Here is a 15891-nt window from a genome sequence, read left to right on the forward strand (position 1 = left end):
ACGCGGGGGAGCCTCCTCCGCGTCGACGTTTGGTCGTGAGGTTTTCCTTTTCTCACCGCGACAGCCACCGTAAAATCAGCCTCTTGTTCCCACTGCGTAATGGAATCTATGCTGACTCTCGCCCATCTTCAACAGCGCCGTAGCCGGCGTTGGCTCTTCGGATTAACGCTGTTGCTGCTGGTCACCCTGCTGATCAGCCTGTGCGCGGGGGAGCAATGGATCCCGCCCGGCGAGTGGCTCAGCGCCAAAGGTCAGCTGTTTATCTGGCAGATCCGCCTGCCGCGAACCCTGGCGGTGCTGCTGGTGGGGGCGGCGCTGGCGCTCTCCGGGGCGATTATGCAGGCGTTGTTTGAAAATCCTCTGGCGGAGCCGGGGCTGCTGGGGGTCTCCAACGGCGCGGGCGTCGGGCTGATTGCCGCCGTCCTGCTGGGCAAAGGAGTCTTGCCCGGCTGGGCGCTCGGCCTGTGTGCCATCTTTGGCGCGCTGCTGATCACTTTTATTCTGCTGCGTTTTGCCCGCCGCCATCTGTCTACCAGCCGTCTGCTGCTGGCGGGGGTGGCGCTGGGGATCATCTGCAGCGCCCTGATGACCTGGGCAGTCTACTTCTCCACCTCTTTTGACCTGCGTCAGCTAATGTACTGGATGATGGGCGGGTTTGGCGGCGTCGACTGGCAACAGCTGTGGCTGATGATAGCCCTCCTGCCGGTGCTCTGCTGGGTCTGTCTGCAGTCGCAACCCCTGAATTTACTGGCGCTGGGCGAAGTCTCCGCTCGTCAGCTTGGGCTGCCGCTGTGGCTGTGGCGCAAATTACTGGTGGTGGCGACCGGCTGGATGGTCGGCGTTAGCGTGGCGCTGGCGGGGGCGATTGGCTTTATCGGTCTGGTGATCCCGCATATTCTGCGGCTATGCGGCTTGAGCGATCACCGGGTGTTGCTCCCGGCCTGTATGCTGGCCGGGGCAAGCGCCTTGCTGGGGGCGGATATCATTGCCCGGCTGGCGCTTTCCGCCGCAGAGCTGCCGATTGGCGTGGTGACGGCGACCCTGGGCGCGCCGGTCTTTATCTGGTTGCTGCTGCGTTCGCGGGGGCGGGGATAGCGCGGCGCCGTCGGCAGGGACGGCGCCGGTTCAGGCTTACCAGCCTTTGATCGCGTCGCCTTTGTAGACTTCCTTCGCTTTTTCCGCGACTTCGCTGGTCTGGAAGGCGGCTTTTAATTCCTGAATTTTCTTGCTGTCCTTATTATCCTCGCGGGCGACTATCGCATTCACGTATGGGGAATCCGGCCCCTCCATAAACAGACCGTCGCGGGCGGCCGACAGGCCCGCCTGGGCGGAGAAGTTGGTGTTAATGATTGACAGGCTGACGTTCGGATCGTCAAGGGTACGGGTCAGCTGCGGGGTATCCACTTCAACAATTTTCAGCTGTTTCGGATTGTCGATGATATCCAGCGTGGTGGGTAAATAGCCGACGCCCGGTTTCAGCTTGAGTAACCCCTGCGCCTGAAGCAGCAGCAGGCTGCGGCCCAGGGTGGTGGTTTCATTAGAGATGGTTACCGTCGCCCCTTCGGGCAGTTCGCTGATATTTTTGATCCGGTGAGAATAGGCGGCGATAGGGAAGACAAAGGTTTTACCGACCACCGCAAATTTATAGCCGCGTTCTTTCGACTGCGCCTCAAGGTACGGCAGGGTCTGGAAGGCGTTGGCATCGACATCTTTGTTGTTCAGCGCTTCGTTGGGCAGCACATAATCATTGAAGGAGACCACTTCGACGTCGAGGTGGTATTTATCCTTCGCCACCTGCTCCACCACTTTCCAGATGGCTTCGTCCGGCCCGGTATTGATAGCGACTTTAACTTTATTATCTTCATCCGGGGAGCAGGCGCTCAGCAGGGCGACAGAGGTGGCGATTAACGCCAGGCTAAACAACTTCTTCATCACTAAAACTCTCTTAAATTAACAATTAACGAAACCATATTACATTCATGGAACACTGTACACGGAAATGGTCGACGGCCCAATTGAGAGGATTTCATGTTGCCGGCGGCCAGCGAAGCGCTGTTACATCATGCGACAACTCGGGGGGAATGGCAGTAGAATGGCGGGCGCTGAATCCGCTACAGTAGAAAGGGATCACCTTCACCGGAAACCGGTTTATCCATTGAGGACAGGCTATGCAACATGACATTCTGAATACCGAAGTGACGACCATTGATGGCGAGAAAACCACCCTGGCATCCTTTGCCGGCAAGGTGCTGCTGATCGTCAATGTAGCCTCGAAATGCGGCCTGACGCCGCAGTATGAGCAACTCGAGGATCTGCAAAAGCAGTTTGCCGCCGAGGGCTTCAGCGTGCTGGGGTTCCCCTGCAACCAGTTCCTCGGCCAGGAGCCGGGCAGTGAAGAGGAGATTAAGACCTTCTGCAGCACTACCTACGGCGTCACCTTCCCGCTGTTTAGCAAAATTGACGTCAACGGCGAACATCGCGCGCCGCTCTATCAAAAACTGATTGCCGCCGCGCCGAAAGCGGTGGCCCCGGAAGGCAGCGGTTTTTATGAGCGGATGGCCAGCAAAGGCCGGGCGCCGCTGTATGTGGACGACATTCTGTGGAACTTCGAAAAATTCCTCATCAATCGCCAGGGCAACGTCATTCAGCGCTTCTCGCCGGATATGACGCCGGACGATCCGCAGCTGGTGGCGGCGATTAAAGGAGCGCTGGCGCAATAATGTCGTTTCTGATGCAGCTACAGGATGTAGAAGCGGCGGGGCGCCTGGCCCCGTTTTCTGCGGCCTTTCGCGCCGGGGAGATTGTCCATCTGGTGGGGCCGAACGGCGCAGGGAAGAGCACGCTGTTGACCCGCATGGCGGGGCTGTCCGACGGCCCCGGCATGGTTCATTTTAACGGCCGGCTGCTTGACGAGTGGCCGGCGAGGGAGCTGGCGCGCCGTCGCGGATATCTGAGTCAACACCAGACCCCGCCGTTCGCCATGCCGGTATGGCACTACCTGGCGCTGCATATGCAGCAGCAGGGTGATAGCGCCCGTCTGAGCGATATCGCGGCCAGGCTTGGTCTGGACAATAAGCTGGGCCGTCCGGTCAATCAGCTGTCGGGCGGCGAGTGGCAGCGCGTGCGGCTGGCGGCAGTGATCCTGCAGATCGATCCCTTGAGTAATTCCGCGGGTCAGCTGCTGCTGCTGGATGAGCCGATGAACAGTCTGGATGTGGCTCAGCAGGCGGCGCTGGATCGGCTGTTACACGAGCTGAGCGCGGCGGGGATTGCGGTGGTGATGAGCAGCCACGATCTCAACCATACCCTGCGCCACGCCGGTCAGAGCTGGCTGCTCTGCCAGGGGGAAGCCATCGCCTGCGGGGAGACCGCCGAGGTGCTGAATGAGGAAAATTTAACCGCCGCCTATGCGATCCCGTTCCAGCGCGTTGAGGTGGCCGGTCATATTATGCTCATCGCGTCACAGTAGCACGCAGTTATCTTGTCACTATATTGATAAACAAGCTAAATTATTGCGATAAAGAGACTAGGGACAGAGGGATCATCTGAAATGCGCTTCTGGTTCATGTTGGCGGCGGCGTTAATTTTAGCCGGCTGCAGCAGCCATCGGGCACCGCCGCCGAATCCTCGGCTGGCAGACTCCATTACGGTGGTGGCGAATCTGAACGAGCAGCTGCGCAGCTGGCGCGGCGCGCCGTATCGCTACGGCGGCATGACGCCGCGCGGCGTTGACTGCTCCGGCTTCGTGGTGCGCACGTTTCGCGATAAATTTGCCCTCCAGCTGCCGCGTGAAACCCGCGAGCAGGCGGAAATCGGCACCCGCATCGATAAGCGCGATCTGCTGCCCGGCGATCTAGTGTTCTTCAAAACCGGCTCAGGGGAGAGCGGTCTGCACGTTGGCATCTACGATACCGACAACCAGTTTATTCACGCCTCCACCAGCCAGGGCGTCACCCGTTCCTCGCTGGATAACGTCTACTGGAACAAAAAGTTCTGGCAGGCGCGGCGAATCTGACGTCATTCAGAAGCAAGAGGGAAGCGAACGCTTCCCTTTTTTATGCCGATAACCCTGCACTCCGCCCGTGTTAATCCGCTGTTCCAGGCACTACACTGGAGAGAGGAGGAACCATGACCCTTTCTTTTACCACCCACTGGCGGGATGAACTGCCGGACTTTTACACTTCCCTGTCACCAACGCCGTTGGATAACGCCCGACTCATCTGGCGCAACGCCCCGCTGGCGCAACAGCTGGGGGTGCCCGACGCCCTGTTTGCGCCTGAAAGCGGGGCCGGTGTCTGGGGCGGCGAAGCGCTGCTTCCGGGCATGTCGCCGCTGGCGCAGGTATATAGCGGCCATCAGTTTGGCGCCTGGGCCGGCCAGCTGGGCGACGGACGCGGGATCCTGCTCGGCGAGCAGCAGCTGGCGGATGGCCGCCGTTACGACTGGCATCTGAAAGGCGCCGGCCTGACTCCTTATTCGCGGATGGGGGACGGCCGCGCCGTGCTGCGCTCGACGATCCGGGAAAGTCTGGCGTCGGAGGCGATGCACGCTCTGGGGATCCCGACGACGCGCGCCCTGGCGATGGTGACCAGCGATACCCCGGTCTACCGCGAGCGCGTGGAGCCCGGTGCGATGCTGATGCGGGTGGCCGAGAGCCATGTGCGCTTCGGCCATTTCGAACATTTTTACTATCGCCGTGAGCCGCAGAAGGTCCAGCAACTGGCCGACTATGTTATTCGCCACCACTGGCCGCAGCTGCAGGATGAGGCGGATAAGTACCTGTTATGGTTCCGTGACATTGTCATGCGTACCGCGCAGACTATCGCCAGCTGGCAAACCGTGGGCTTTGCCCATGGGGTGATGAATACCGACAACATGTCGATTCTCGGTCTGACCATCGACTACGGCCCGTATGGCTTCCTTGACGATTTCCAACCGGACTTCATCTGCAACCACTCCGATTATCAGGGGCGCTACAGTTTTGAAAACCAGCCGGCGGTGGGGCTGTGGAATCTGCAGCGTCTCGCCCAATCGCTGTCGCCGTTTATCAGCGCTGAAGCGTTAAACGCGGCGCTGGATGAGTATCAGCACGCCTTGCTGACCGCTTATGGCCAGCGGATGCGCGATAAACTCGGCCTGTTCAGCCAGCAGAAAGGGGATAACGACCTGCTGGACGGGCTGTTTGCCCTGATGATCCGCGAGAAGAGCGACTATACCCGGACGTTCCGCCTGCTGAGCCACAGCGAACAGCTCAGCGCCGCATCGCCGCTGCGCGATGAGTTTATCGACCGCGCGGCCTTTGACAGCTGGTTTGCCGGGTATCGTGCGCGGCTGCGTGATGAACAGGTGGACGACGCGCAGCGCCAGCAGAGGATGCAGGGCGTGAATCCGGCGCTGGTGTTACGTAACTGGCTGGCGCAGCGGGCGATCGAGCAGGCTGAGGCGGGCGATATGGGCGAGCTGGAGCGCCTGCATGCCGCGCTGGCAGACCCCTTTACCGATCGCGAGGACGACTACGTCCGCCGCCCGCCGGACTGGGGGAAACGTCTGGAAGTCAGCTGCTCGAGCTAACTTGCCTCGCCCCGCGTTCAGCGGGGCGCTTACTTGGTCAGAATTAACTTCCCGGCGTGGGTCTGGCGCAGCAGATAGCGCTGGCCGCCATGCTCAATCACTACTCGTCCTTCGCTGCCTAACAGAACCCGACTGCTGATCTCTCTGTCCGTCGCCACGGGATAAGGGGCATTGTCTTTTGGTTTTTCAGCTGTGGCAGTGTTATCCATACGCGTCATAGCTCTCAAAATAAAAATCAAGGCAACAATGATAATCATTATCAATAATGTTGTTTTTGACGGCAAGCGTTATTTATCGTGTTACCGGATTTGGTAGGGGAGTCAGCGAAGAGAATTGCCCGCCGCAGGCGCGGCGGGCGGAGCGGTTACAGGCGGGTGGCGGTGGCCGCAGCCAGCTCGCTCAATAATCTTTCGCTGTCTTCCCAGCTCAGGCAGGGGTCGGTGATCGACTGGCCCCAGGTCAACGGCTGGCCGGGGACCACTTTCTGAGTGCCTTCCTGCAGGAAGCTTTCGGCCATAATCCCGGCGATGGCGGTGGAGCCCGCGCGAATTTGCTGACAGATATCGGCGCACACCTCCAGCTGACGGCGGTGCTGCTTCTGGCAGTTGCCATGGCTGAAATCAACGACCAGCTGTTCCGGCAGATCGAATTCACGCAGCGCCTCGCCGGCGGCGGCGATATCCTCGGCGTGATAGTTTGGCCGTTTGCCGCCGCGCATAATAATATGCCCATACGGATTGCCGCTGGTCTGGTAAATCGTCATCTGCCCCTGCTTGTCCGGAGAGAGGAACATATGGCTGGCGCGGGAGGCGCGGATGGCGTCCACCGCGATGCGCGTATTGCCGTCGGTGCCGTTTTTAAAACCGACCGGGCAGGAGAGCGCTGAGGCCATCTCACGGTGGATCTGGCTTTCTGTGGTGCGCGCCCCGATGGCCCCCCAGCTGATGAGATCGGCGATAAACTGACCGGTCACCATATCGAGAAACTCGGTGGCCGTCGGTACCCCCAGCTCATTAACCTGCAGCAGCAGGCGCCGCGCCAGCTCAATTCCGTGGTTGACCCGGTAGCTGCCGTTGAGGTCCGGATCGGAGATTAAGCCTTTCCAGCCCACCACGGTACGCGGTTTTTCAAAGTAGGTGCGCATCACGATCTCCAGCTGCGGCTGGTAGCGCTCGCGCATGCCCTGCAGGCGGCGGGCATACTCCAGCGCCGCGTCGGTGTCGTGAATGGAGCAGGGGCCGATAATCACCAGCAGTCGGCGGTCTTCGCCGTTGAGGATTTTTTCAATTCGGCGGCGGGAGGCCGAGACGTGGGCAGCCACGTCGGCCGTCACGGGATGGCGCTGGGCCAGCTCCGCGGGCGTTACCAGGCTCTCAATGCGCGCGGTACGCAATTCGTCTGTTTTATTCATTGGGGTCTCAAAAATCTGTTTCTTCCGCGGCGAAAATGCCGGGAAGTGATGCGCATCACGATAAACCAATCCCTGCTTATTGCAAGAGCAGGGCATGATCCTGTATAGGCCACGGGTGATAGCATAAACAAATTTTTAATAATGTACTAGTGTATTAGTACATTCTGCGATTCAGCCCCATGATGTCCATGATTTTTGTCGCTATTTCCTCAACGGAATAGTTGGTGCTGTTCAGGCAGGGGATTTTATTCTTGCGATACAGGGCCTCCACTTCGGTCACTTCCATCCGACACTGGCGCAGCGAGGCGTAGCGGCTGTTCTCCCGGCGCTCCTCGCGGATCGCCGCCAGACGCTCCGGATTGATGGTCAGGCCGAACATCTTATGCTGCAGGGGTTTCAGCGAGGCCGGCAGCACCAGATTGTCCATATCGTCGGCGATAAACGGATAGTTGGCGGCGCGAATACCGTACTGCATGGCGAGATACAGACTGGTGGGTGTTTTGCCGCAGCGCGAGACGCCGAGGAGGATCACCTGCGCCTGGTCAAGGTTGCGCAGCGAGATGCCATCGTCATGGGCGAGGGTATAATCGATGGCGGCGATACGCGCATCGTATTTAATCAGGTTGCCGGGGTTGAGGCCGTGGGTGCGGTGGGCCACCGGCGTCGGGTCGAGGTTGAGCTCCTGCTGCAGCGGGGCCACCAGCGCCTGCACGATATCCTGACAAAAGCCTTCACTTTGCAGAATAATGTCGCGTATTTCCGGGATGACGATGGAGTAGAACACCAGCGGGCGAATACCCGTTTGCTGATAGATGGCGTCGATCTGCTCCTTTACCGCCCGCGCGCGGCTGATGTTTTCCACAAACGGCAGGGTTACGCTGCTGATGGCGACCGGGAATTGCGACATCACGGCATGCCCCAGCACCTCCGCCGTGATGGCGGTACCGTCAGAAATATAAAATACGTGGCGATCTACAGCACTTTCCATTTTGACCATCCGGTATAATGAGTTTAATTGCCTGAAAGCGGATATTAAATTTAAGCATATCCCTGTTTGATTTGTCTCTTGTTAAAATTGAAACGCTATTTTTGTTTTTTATGAAAAGGGTGGTTCATTTTCTTTTTGTCGCCGTTATTTCCAGCGTTTTTCATCAGAATTCCTAAAAATCATCAAGTTAGCAATATCGGGGGAACAGTCCGAAAAATGAAAAAATAATTTGCTTGAACGATTCACCGTTTTTTTCAGCTTCATAAATATGTCAGGATAATCCTGCAGTCGATCGTGAAATTTTTTTCACTGGTATTAAATCACAAAAGGATTGTCTCGATGTCCAACAATGGCTCGTCACCGCTGGTGCTTTGGTATAACCAACTCGGCATGAATGATGTAGACAGAGTTGGGGGCAAAAATGCCTCCCTTGGTGAAATGATTACGAATCTGTCCGGTATGGGTGTTTCCGTACCTAACGGGTTTGCCACCACCGCTGATGCTTTCAATCAGTTCCTGGACCAAAGCGGTGTTAACCAGCGCATCTATGCGCTGCTGGATGAAACCGACATTGACGACGTTTCCGCATTAGCGAAAGCGGGCGCGCAGATCCGACAGTGGATCATCGATACCCCCTTCCAGAGCGAACTGGAAAACGCGATTCGCGATGCTTATGACCTGCTGTCCGCCGATGACGCCGAGGCCTCATTCGCCGTGCGCTCTTCCGCCACCGCGGAAGATATGCCGGACGCCTCCTTCGCCGGACAGCAAGAGACATTCCTCAACGTGCAGGGCTTTGACGCCGTGCTCGTTGCCGTGAAGCACGTGTTTGCTTCGCTGTTTAACGATCGCGCAATCTCCTATCGCGTGCATCAGGGTTACGATCACCGCGGCGTGGCGCTCTCCGCCGGGGTGCAGAGGATGGTCCGCTCCGATCTGGCCTCCTCCGGCGTCATGTTCTCCATCGATACCGAATCCGGCTTTGACCAGGTGGTGTTTATCACCTCTGCATGGGGTTTGGGCGAGATGGTGGTGCAGGGCGCGGTGAACCCGGACGAATTCTACGTCCACAAACCGACGCTGGCCGCTGGCCGTCCGGCGATCGTGCGCCGCACCATGGGGTCGAAAAAGATCCGTATGGTTTACGCGCCGACCCAGGAGCACGGTAAACAGGTGCGTATCGAAGATGTGCCGCAGGCGCAGCGCGATATTTTCTCGTTAAGCAACGAGGAGGTGCAGGAGCTGGCGAAGCAGGCGGTGCAGATCGAGAAGCACTACGGCCGTCCGATGGATATCGAGTGGGCGAAAGATGGCCACACCGGTAAGCTATTTATCGTCCAGGCGCGTCCTGAAACCGTGCGTTCCCGCGGCCAGGTGATGGAGCGTTATACCCTCCACGCTCAGGGGCAGATCATCGCCGAAGGGCGCGCCATCGGCCACCGCATTGGCGCCGGTCCGGTCAAGGTGATCCACGATATCAGCGAGATGAATCGCATTGAGCCAGGCGACGTACTGGTTACCGACATGACCGACCCGGACTGGGAACCGATCATGAAAAAAGCCTCGGCGATTGTCACCAACCGCGGCGGGCGTACCTGTCACGCGGCGATTATCGCCCGTGAGCTGGGGATCCCGGCGGTGGTCGGCTGCGGTGATGCTACCGATCGCATTCAGGAAAATCAGAATGTCACCGTCTCCTGCGCCGAAGGCGACACCGGCTATGTCTACGCCGAGCTACTCGACTTCAGCGTCAAGAGCTCCAGCGTCGGCGACATGCCGGATCTGCCGCTGAAGGTGATGATGAACGTCGGCAACCCGGATCGCGCGTTCGACTTCGCCTGCCTGCCGAACGAAGGCGTCGGTCTGGCGCGGCTGGAATTTATCATCAACCGTATGATTGGCGTTCATCCGCGCGCGCTGCTGGAGTTTGACGACCAGGAGCCGGGCCTGCAGAACGAAATCCGCGAGCTGATGAAAGGCTACGATTCGCCGAGAGAGTTCTACGTTGGCCGCCTGACCGAAGGGATCGCCACCCTCGGCGCCGCTTTCTATCCGAAACGGGTGATCGTGCGTCTGTCGGACTTCAAATCGAACGAATACGCCAACCTGGTGGGCGGCGAGCGCTATGAGCCGGAAGAAGAGAACCCGATGCTCGGCTTCCGCGGCGCCGGACGCTACGTTTCCGAAAGCTTCCGCGACTGCTTCGCCCTTGAGTGCGAAGCGATGAAGCGCGTGCGTAACGATATGGGACTGACCAACGTTGAAGTGATGGTCCCGTTCGTCCGTACCGTCGCCCAGGCGAAAGCGGTGGTCGAAGAGCTGGAGCGTCAGGGGCTGAAGCGCGGCGAGAACGGGCTGAAGATCATTATGATGTGCGAGATCCCATCGAACGCCTTGCTGGCGGAGCAGTTCCTCGAGTACTTCGACGGCTTCTCCATCGGTTCGAACGACATGACCCAGCTGGCGCTCGGTCTGGACCGCGATTCCGGTGTGGTTTCTGAGCTGTTTGATGAACGCAACGACGCGGTGAAAGCCCTGCTGTCGATGGCCATCCGCGCGGCGAAGAAACAGGGTAAATACGTCGGCATTTGCGGCCAGGGGCCGTCTGACCATGAGGATTTCGCCGCCTGGCTGATGGAAGAGGGGATTGATAGCTTGTCCCTGAACCCGGATACCGTGGTACAAACCTGGTTAGGTCTGGCGGAACTGAAAAAATAAGTTCGCCCTGACAGGACCGATCCCCGGCAGCGATGCCGGGGATTTTTTTTACCGGTGTCAGGCTATCTGGTGTCGTGATGCGCAGGGCAAAAAAAAGCCCATCGTGGGAGATGGGCAAAGACTACACACAGCAATTCGTTGTTTCACTCAGGGGATTTCCATGCTTATAAATCAAGGTGTTGATTTATAACCGTGAGCTAATAGTAGGCAGCGGGGCCTTTGCCGTCGATCAGATTCCTCTCAATAGTTAAATTGTTGTGAAGGACCGGGGGAGGAAAGCGAGGTGAAGGGCGCGCGGGGCCAGCGCATTGCCGGCGATCAATAAATTTTGCTTAACAATATGCGGGCAAAGAAACAGGCGGGTCTCCCCGCCTGCCAGGCATTACTTGCGACCGGCCTCCAGCTCACTAAGCTCTTCAAGGACGACGTCAGGGTCTTTCGGCGGCGGCGGCACCTCATGCACCCAGGCGTCATACAGCCGCCAGGAGACGGCGAGCAGCACCGGACCGATAAACAGGCCGATCATGCCGAAGGCGATCAGGCCGCCAATGACGCCGGTGAGGATAAGGATCATTGGCAGATCGGCGCCCATGCGGATCAGCACCGGACGAATAACGTTGTCCATGGTGCCGACTACGCAGCTCCAGACCAGCAGCACGGTGCCCCAGGTGGTGTCCCCGCTCCAGTAAAGCCAGATAATCGACGGCACCAAAACCAGTAAAGGGCCGAGCTGGACCAGACAGGTAAAGATCATCACCACGGTCAGCAGAGCGGCGTAGGGCACGCCGGAGACGGCAAGGCCAATCCCGCCCAGTACCGCCTGAGTGAGGGCAGTGACCACCACGCCCAGCGCCACGGCGCGCACGGCCTGGCCGGCCAGCAGCACCGCGGCGTCGCCGCGTTTGGCCGCGAGGCGCGTGGCGAAGTAGCGGAAACCATAGGCCACCTGCTCGCCGCGCCAGTAGAGCAGCGCGCTGAACAGCAGCATCAAACCGCAGTAGACCAGCAGCTTGCCGATGTGCGCCGCCTGACCGACAAACCAGCTGGTGGTGGTGCCAATATAGGGACGAACCTTGGCCATAATCGCCGAGCCGCCCATATCCAGCAGACCGTGCCAGGCGGAGTACAGTTTATCGCCGACCAGCGGTACGCTGTTGAGCCAGGCGAAATCCGGCAGCGTCACATTTCCGCTGCTGATGAGTTTGATCAGCGGAACGCTGTTATCCACCAGGCTGTTGACCAGCAGAGCGATAGGAATAACGAATAGCAGAAACAGCAACAGGGTCATCGCCAGCACCGCCAGCAGTCGTTTGCCGAACAGCACACGCTGCAGACGCAGCAGCACCGGCCAGGTGGCGATCACCACCGTACCGGCCCAGGCGAAGGACAGAATAAACGGCTGCACAACCCACAGGCAGGATATGATAATCAGGGCCAGGAACAGCACCGACAGCAGTATTTGCGGAATGTCCCGAGGCTGATGGGGATTAATCATAGAGAAATTTTACCTTTCCAGTCGCGCCAAACAGCTGGCGCCGCGTAAATCCATATACTGATAATAATATCAATAATTTTGCCGGGCTGATTTTGCACAGAAAACACGTGGGCGCATATGAAAAAAATGTGATAAAAAGTTGAATGCGCTACGCAAACGTTTAGTTAGCACCAACACAATATTTTCAAACACAACATAGTCAGGCAGGGTCAAGCGTGATGATCCCACAAATTTCTCAGGCGCCAGGGGTAGTTCAACTGGTGCTGAATTTTTTGCAGGTACTGGAGCAACAGGGTTTTACCGGCGATACCGCCACCAGCTATGCCGACAGGCTAACGATGGCCACCGACAACAGCGTCTATCAGCTGCTGCCGGATGCGGTCATTTTTCCACGATCCACGGCGGACGTGGCGCTGCTGGCGCGCGTCGCCGCCGAACCGCGTTTTAAATCGCTGATTTTCACCCCGCGTGGCGGCGGCACCGGCACTAACGGCCAGGCGCTGAACGGCGGGATTATCGTCGATATGTCCCGCTATATGAACCGCATTATCGAAATCAACCCCGAAGAGGGCTGGGTGCGCGTTGAAGCCGGGGTCATCAAAGATCAGCTGAACCAGTTTCTTAAACCCTATGGTTACTTCTTTGCGCCTGAGCTATCCACCAGCAACCGCGCCACGCTGGGGGGGATGATTAACACCGACGCGTCCGGCCAGGGATCGCTGGTGTACGGCAAAACGTCGGATCACGTGCTCGGCCTGCGGGCGGTGCTGATGGGCGGGGATATCCTCGATACCCAGGCGGTGCCGGTGGCGCTGGCGGAGACGCTGGGCAATACCCCCTCGACGGTTGGCCGGATCTACAACACGGTCTACCAGCGCTGCAAGGCGCAGCGTGACCTGATCATTGATAAGTTTCCCAAACTCAACCGCTTCCTCACCGGATACGATCTGCGTCACGTCTTTAACGATGAGATGAGCGAGTTCGACCTGACCCGTATTTTAACCGGTTCGGAAGGGACGCTGGCGTTTATTACCGAAGCGCGGCTGGATATCACCCGCCTGCCGAAGGTGCGCCGTCTGGTCAACGTCAAATATGACTCCTTCGACTCTGCGCTGCGCAATGCGCCCTTTATGGTCGAAGCGAAAGCCCTGTCGGTGGAGACCGTCGATTCTAAAGTTCTCAATCTGGCGCGCGAGGATATCGTCTGGCACTCGGTAAGCGAACTGATCACCGACGTACCGGATAAAGAGATGCTCGGGCTCAATATCGTCGAATTCGCCGGCGATGACGCGGCGCTGATTGACCAGCAGGTTACTACCCTGTGCCAGCGGCTGGACGAGCTGATGGCCGCTAGCGAGGCGGGCGTCATTGGCTGGCAGGTCTGTCACGATCTTGAAGGCGTGGAGCGCATCTATGCCATGCGCAAGAAGGCCGTCGGCCTGTTGGGCAATGCCAAAGGCGCCGCCAAGCCTATTCCTTTCGCCGAGGACACCTGCGTACCGCCCGAACATCTGGCGGATTACATCGTCGAGTTCCGCGCGCTGCTCGACAGCCACGGCCTAAGCTACGGCATGTTTGGCCACGTTGATGCCGGGGTGCTGCACGTGCGCCCGGCGCTGGACATGTGCGATCCGCAGCAGGAGGTGCTGATGAAGCAGATCTCCGACGAGGTGGTAGCGCTGACGGCGAAGTATGGCGGCCTGCTGTGGGGCGAACATGGCAAAGGGTTCCGCGCGGAGTACAGCCCGGCCTTCTTTGGCGAGACGCTGTATGCCGAGCTGCGCAAGATCAAAGCGGTCTTCGATCCCGATAACCGCCTGAATCCGGGGAAAATCTGTCCTCCGGAAGGTATCGACGCGCCGATGATGAAAGTCGATGCGGCGAAGCGCGGCACCTGGGATCGGCAGATCCCCATCGCGGTGCGCAGCAGCTGGCGTGGGGCGATGGAGTGTAATGGCAACGGGCTGTGCTTCAACTTTGACGTCAAGAGCCCGATGTGTCCGTCGATGAAAGTCAGCAACCAGCGCATCCACTCGCCAAAAGGGCGGGCGACGCTGGTGCGGGAATGGCTGCGCCTGCTGGCCGACCGCGGCGTCGATCCCAACCAGCTGGAGAAGGCGCTGCCGGAGCAGGGCGTCAGCCTGCGCTCGCTGGTGGCGCGCACGCGCAACAGCTGGCATGCGCGCAAAGGCGAATATGACTTCTCGCATGAGGTCAAAGAGGCGATGTCCGGCTGTCTGGCCTGTAAAGCCTGTTCGACCCAGTGCCCGATCAAAATCGATGTTCCCGAGTTCCGCTCGCGCTTCCTGCAGCTGTACCACAGCCGCTATCTGCGGCCGGTGCGCGATCATCTGGTGGCCTCGGTCGAATCTTATGCGCCGCTGATGGCGCAGGCGCCGAAGACCTTTAACTTTTTTATTAACCAGCCTTGGCTGAAAAAGCTGTCGGAGAAGCATATCGGGATGGTCGATCTGCCGCTGCTCTCGGCGCCGTCGCTGAAGCAGCAGATGGCCGGCCACCGTTCCGCCAATATGACCCTTGAGCAGCTCGAAGCGCTGAGCGCCGAGCAGAAAGCGAAGATGGTGCTGGTGGTGCAGGATCCCTTCACCAGCTACTACGACGCCCAGGTGGTGGCCGACTTTATCCGTCTGGTCGAGGCCTTAGGCTATCAGCCGGTGCTCCTGCCGTTCTCGCCGAACGGCAAGGCGCAGCATATCAAAGGCTTCCTCACCCGCTTCGCGCGCACCGCGCAGAAGACGGCGGACTTCCTCAACCGCGTGGCGCAGCTGGGCATGCCGCTGGTGGGCGTCGATCCGGCGCTGGTGCTCTGTTACCGCGATGAGTACAAGCAGACGCTCGGCGACAAGCGCGGCGATTTCCAGGTGCTGTTAGTCCATGAGTGGTTGCCGAAGGCCCTAACCAGCGACGCCCGTCCCGATCTGGGCGGTGAGCCCTGGTACCTGTTCGGTCACTGTACCGAAGTGACCGCGCTACCGGCGGCGACAAAGCAGTGGGCAGATATTTTTGCCCACTTCGGCGCGAAGCTGGAAAACGTCAGCGTTGGGTGTTGCGGGATGGCTGGCACCTATGGTCATGAAGTGAAAAACCACGCCAACTCGTTGGCCATTTACGCGCTCTCCTGGCAGCAGGCGATGCAGCGGCTGCCGCGAAACCGCTGTCTGGTGACGGGCTACTCCTGCCGCAGTCAGGTGAAGCGTATTGAAGGTAGCGGCGTTCGCCACCCGCTGCAGGCGTTACTGGAGATAATCGGATGATTTGGAAACGTCAGGCCACGCTGGAGCAGCTCAACCGGCTCGGTGAGGGGAACATGGTAGGGCTGCTCGATATTCGCTTTGAGACCGTTACCGACGATACGCTGGAGGCCACTATGCCGGTCGATAGCCGCACACAGCAGCCGTTTGGCCTGCTGCACGGCGGAGCGTCGGTGGTGCTGGCGGAGACCCTGGGGTCGGTGGCAGGCTATCTGTGCAGCGAAGGCGAACAAAAGGTGGTGGGGCTGGAGGTTAACGCCAACCACATCCGTTCGGCGCGCGGGGGCCGGGTGCGCGGCGTCTGCAAAGCGCTGCACGTCGGGACGCGCCATCAGGTCTGGCAAATTGAAATCTTCGACGAACAGTCGCGGTTATGTTGTTCATCTCGACTAACCACCGCGGTAATATAAGCCGCATGGCGGGAGGCGAATAGCCT

14 protein-coding genes and 1 other RNA gene are annotated in these 15891 nt (G+C 59.1%); 8 read left to right on the top strand and 7 right to left on the bottom strand.

The features are described from left to right. The first annotated feature begins 108 nt into the window (after nt 1-108). Entirely contained in the window at nt 109-1095 is a 987-nt protein-coding gene (gene btuC / locus OHJ17_RS10315) for a vitamin B12 ABC transporter permease BtuC (protein ID WP_004151850.1), read from the top strand. 36 nt (nt 1096-1131) lie between these two features. On the opposite strand, the gene OHJ17_RS10320 is transcribed toward btuC, so the two are convergent. Continuing rightward, complete coding sequence (locus tag OHJ17_RS10320; RefSeq protein ID WP_002909085.1) at nt 1132-1932, bottom strand: MetQ/NlpA family ABC transporter substrate-binding protein; 801 nt, start codon at nt 1930-1932, stop codon at nt 1132-1134. Nucleotides 1933-2168: 236 nt separating this feature from the next. Here OHJ17_RS10320 and OHJ17_RS10325 point away from each other — a divergent pair, with 236 nt between their 5' ends. The 4 genes from OHJ17_RS10325 (at nt 2169) to selO (ending at nt 5571) form a co-directional block, all read left to right on the top strand. Next, nucleotides 2169-2720 carry a glutathione peroxidase gene (locus OHJ17_RS10325; RefSeq protein WP_004175610.1) on the top strand — a complete coding sequence of 184 codons (552 nt, stop codon included), beginning with the start codon at nt 2169-2171 and terminating at the stop codon, nt 2718-2720. Then, nucleotides 2720-3469, top strand: coding sequence for a vitamin B12 ABC transporter ATP-binding protein BtuD (gene btuD / locus OHJ17_RS10330; protein WP_032417273.1), 750 nt, complete (start codon nt 2720-2722; stop codon nt 3467-3469). Before OHJ17_RS10325 ends, btuD begins: the two co-directional genes overlap by 1 nt. An 81-nt stretch (nt 3470-3550) precedes the next feature. Beyond that, the gene (locus OHJ17_RS10335; RefSeq protein ID WP_002909082.1) at nt 3551-4015 is read left to right on the top strand and encodes an NlpC/P60 family protein; all 465 of its coding nucleotides are present in this window, start codon (nt 3551-3553) and stop codon (nt 4013-4015) included. Between the two features lie 113 nt (nt 4016-4128). Continuing rightward, complete coding sequence (selO, locus tag OHJ17_RS10340; RefSeq protein WP_004184566.1) at nt 4129-5571, top strand: protein adenylyltransferase SelO; 1443 nt, start codon at nt 4129-4131, stop codon at nt 5569-5571. Nucleotides 5572-5600: 29 nt separating this feature from the next. Here selO and hemP read toward each other — a convergent pair whose 3' ends face one another. The 4 genes from hemP to OHJ17_RS10360 all read right to left on the bottom strand — a co-directional run bounded on the left by hemP (nt 5601) and on the right by OHJ17_RS10360 (nt 8234). Then, nucleotides 5601-5780, bottom strand: a complete 180-nt coding sequence (hemP, locus tag OHJ17_RS10345) for a hemin uptake protein HemP (protein WP_014343179.1) — start codon at nt 5778-5780, stop codon at nt 5601-5603. 155 nt (nt 5781-5935) lie between these two features. Continuing rightward, nucleotides 5936-6982, bottom strand: coding sequence for a 3-deoxy-7-phosphoheptulonate synthase AroH (aroH, locus tag OHJ17_RS10350; protein ID WP_004180369.1), 1047 nt, complete (start codon nt 6980-6982; stop codon nt 5936-5938). A 154-nt stretch (nt 6983-7136) separates the two neighbouring features. After that, a complete protein-coding gene (locus OHJ17_RS10355) occupies nt 7137-7970 on the bottom strand; it encodes a posphoenolpyruvate synthetase regulatory kinase/phosphorylase PpsR (protein ID WP_002909061.1) in 834 nt (277 codons plus the stop codon). Nucleotides 7971-8114: 144 nt separating this feature from the next. After that, nucleotides 8115-8234, bottom strand: coding sequence for a hypothetical protein (locus OHJ17_RS10360; RefSeq protein ID WP_002909058.1), 120 nt, complete (start codon nt 8232-8234; stop codon nt 8115-8117). Nucleotides 8235-8309: 75 nt separating this feature from the next. On the opposite strand from OHJ17_RS10360, the gene ppsA reads away from it, so the two are divergent. Then, a complete protein-coding gene (ppsA, locus tag OHJ17_RS10365) occupies nt 8310-10688 on the top strand; it encodes a phosphoenolpyruvate synthase (RefSeq protein WP_002909055.1) in 2379 nt (792 codons plus the stop codon). Nucleotides 10689-10774: 86 nt separating this feature from the next. On the opposite strand, the gene rprA is transcribed toward ppsA, so the two are convergent. Together rprA and ydiK are read right to left on the bottom strand one after the other, a co-directional pair. Continuing rightward, an RNA gene (rprA, locus tag OHJ17_RS10370) (antisense sRNA RprA) lies at nt 10775-10882 on the bottom strand. Between the two features lie 188 nt (nt 10883-11070). Further along, on the bottom strand, nt 11071-12183 hold the full coding sequence (ydiK, locus tag OHJ17_RS10375) for an AI-2E family transporter YdiK (protein WP_004148729.1): 1113 nt from the start codon (nt 12181-12183) through the stop codon (nt 11071-11073). 218 nt (nt 12184-12401) lie between these two features. Between ydiK and OHJ17_RS10380 the strand changes: the two genes are divergently transcribed. Then, nucleotides 12402-15458, top strand: coding sequence for a D-2-hydroxyglutarate dehydrogenase YdiJ (locus tag OHJ17_RS10380; RefSeq protein WP_004175614.1), 3057 nt, complete (start codon nt 12402-12404; stop codon nt 15456-15458). Then, the gene (menI, locus tag OHJ17_RS10385) at nt 15455-15865 is read left to right on the top strand and encodes a 1,4-dihydroxy-2-naphthoyl-CoA hydrolase (protein ID WP_002909015.1); all 411 of its coding nucleotides are present in this window, start codon (nt 15455-15457) and stop codon (nt 15863-15865) included. Before OHJ17_RS10380 ends, menI begins: the two co-directional genes overlap by 4 nt. Nucleotides 15866-15891: the final 26 nt, after the last annotated feature.

Source organism: Klebsiella sp. KP20-425-1 (genome assembly GCF_025813515.1).
GTDB lineage: Bacteria > Pseudomonadota > Gammaproteobacteria > Enterobacterales > Enterobacteriaceae > Klebsiella > Klebsiella pneumoniae.

Excerpts from the sequence above, each read along its gene's own strand:
- btuC (WP_004151850.1), top strand. The coding sequence starts at position 109 with ATGCTGACTCTCGCCCATCTTCAACAGCGCCGTAGCCGGCGTTGGCTC.
- OHJ17_RS10320 (WP_002909085.1), bottom strand. The coding sequence starts at position 1,932 with ATGAAGAAGTTGTTTAGCCTGGCGTTAATCGCCACCTCTGTCGCCCTG.
- OHJ17_RS10325 (WP_004175610.1), top strand. The coding sequence starts at position 2,169 with ATGCAACATGACATTCTGAATACCGAAGTGACGACCATTGATGGCGAG.
- btuD (WP_032417273.1), top strand. The coding sequence starts at position 2,720 with ATGTCGTTTCTGATGCAGCTACAGGATGTAGAAGCGGCGGGGCGCCTG.
- OHJ17_RS10335 (WP_002909082.1), top strand. The coding sequence starts at position 3,551 with ATGCGCTTCTGGTTCATGTTGGCGGCGGCGTTAATTTTAGCCGGCTGC.
- selO (WP_004184566.1), top strand. The coding sequence starts at position 4,129 with ATGACCCTTTCTTTTACCACCCACTGGCGGGATGAACTGCCGGACTTT.
- hemP (WP_014343179.1), bottom strand. The coding sequence starts at position 5,780 with ATGGATAACACTGCCACAGCTGAAAAACCAAAAGACAATGCCCCTTAT.
- aroH (WP_004180369.1), bottom strand. The coding sequence starts at position 6,982 with ATGAATAAAACAGACGAATTGCGTACCGCGCGCATTGAGAGCCTGGTA.
- OHJ17_RS10355 (WP_002909061.1), bottom strand. The coding sequence starts at position 7,970 with ATGGAAAGTGCTGTAGATCGCCACGTATTTTATATTTCTGACGGTACC.
- OHJ17_RS10360 (WP_002909058.1), bottom strand. The coding sequence starts at position 8,234 with ATGAAGCTGAAAAAAACGGTGAATCGTTCAAGCAAATTATTTTTTCAT.
- ppsA (WP_002909055.1), top strand. The coding sequence starts at position 8,310 with ATGTCCAACAATGGCTCGTCACCGCTGGTGCTTTGGTATAACCAACTC.
- ydiK (WP_004148729.1), bottom strand. The coding sequence starts at position 12,183 with ATGATTAATCCCCATCAGCCTCGGGACATTCCGCAAATACTGCTGTCG.
- OHJ17_RS10380 (WP_004175614.1), top strand. The coding sequence starts at position 12,402 with ATGATCCCACAAATTTCTCAGGCGCCAGGGGTAGTTCAACTGGTGCTG.
- menI (WP_002909015.1), top strand. The coding sequence starts at position 15,455 with ATGATTTGGAAACGTCAGGCCACGCTGGAGCAGCTCAACCGGCTCGGT.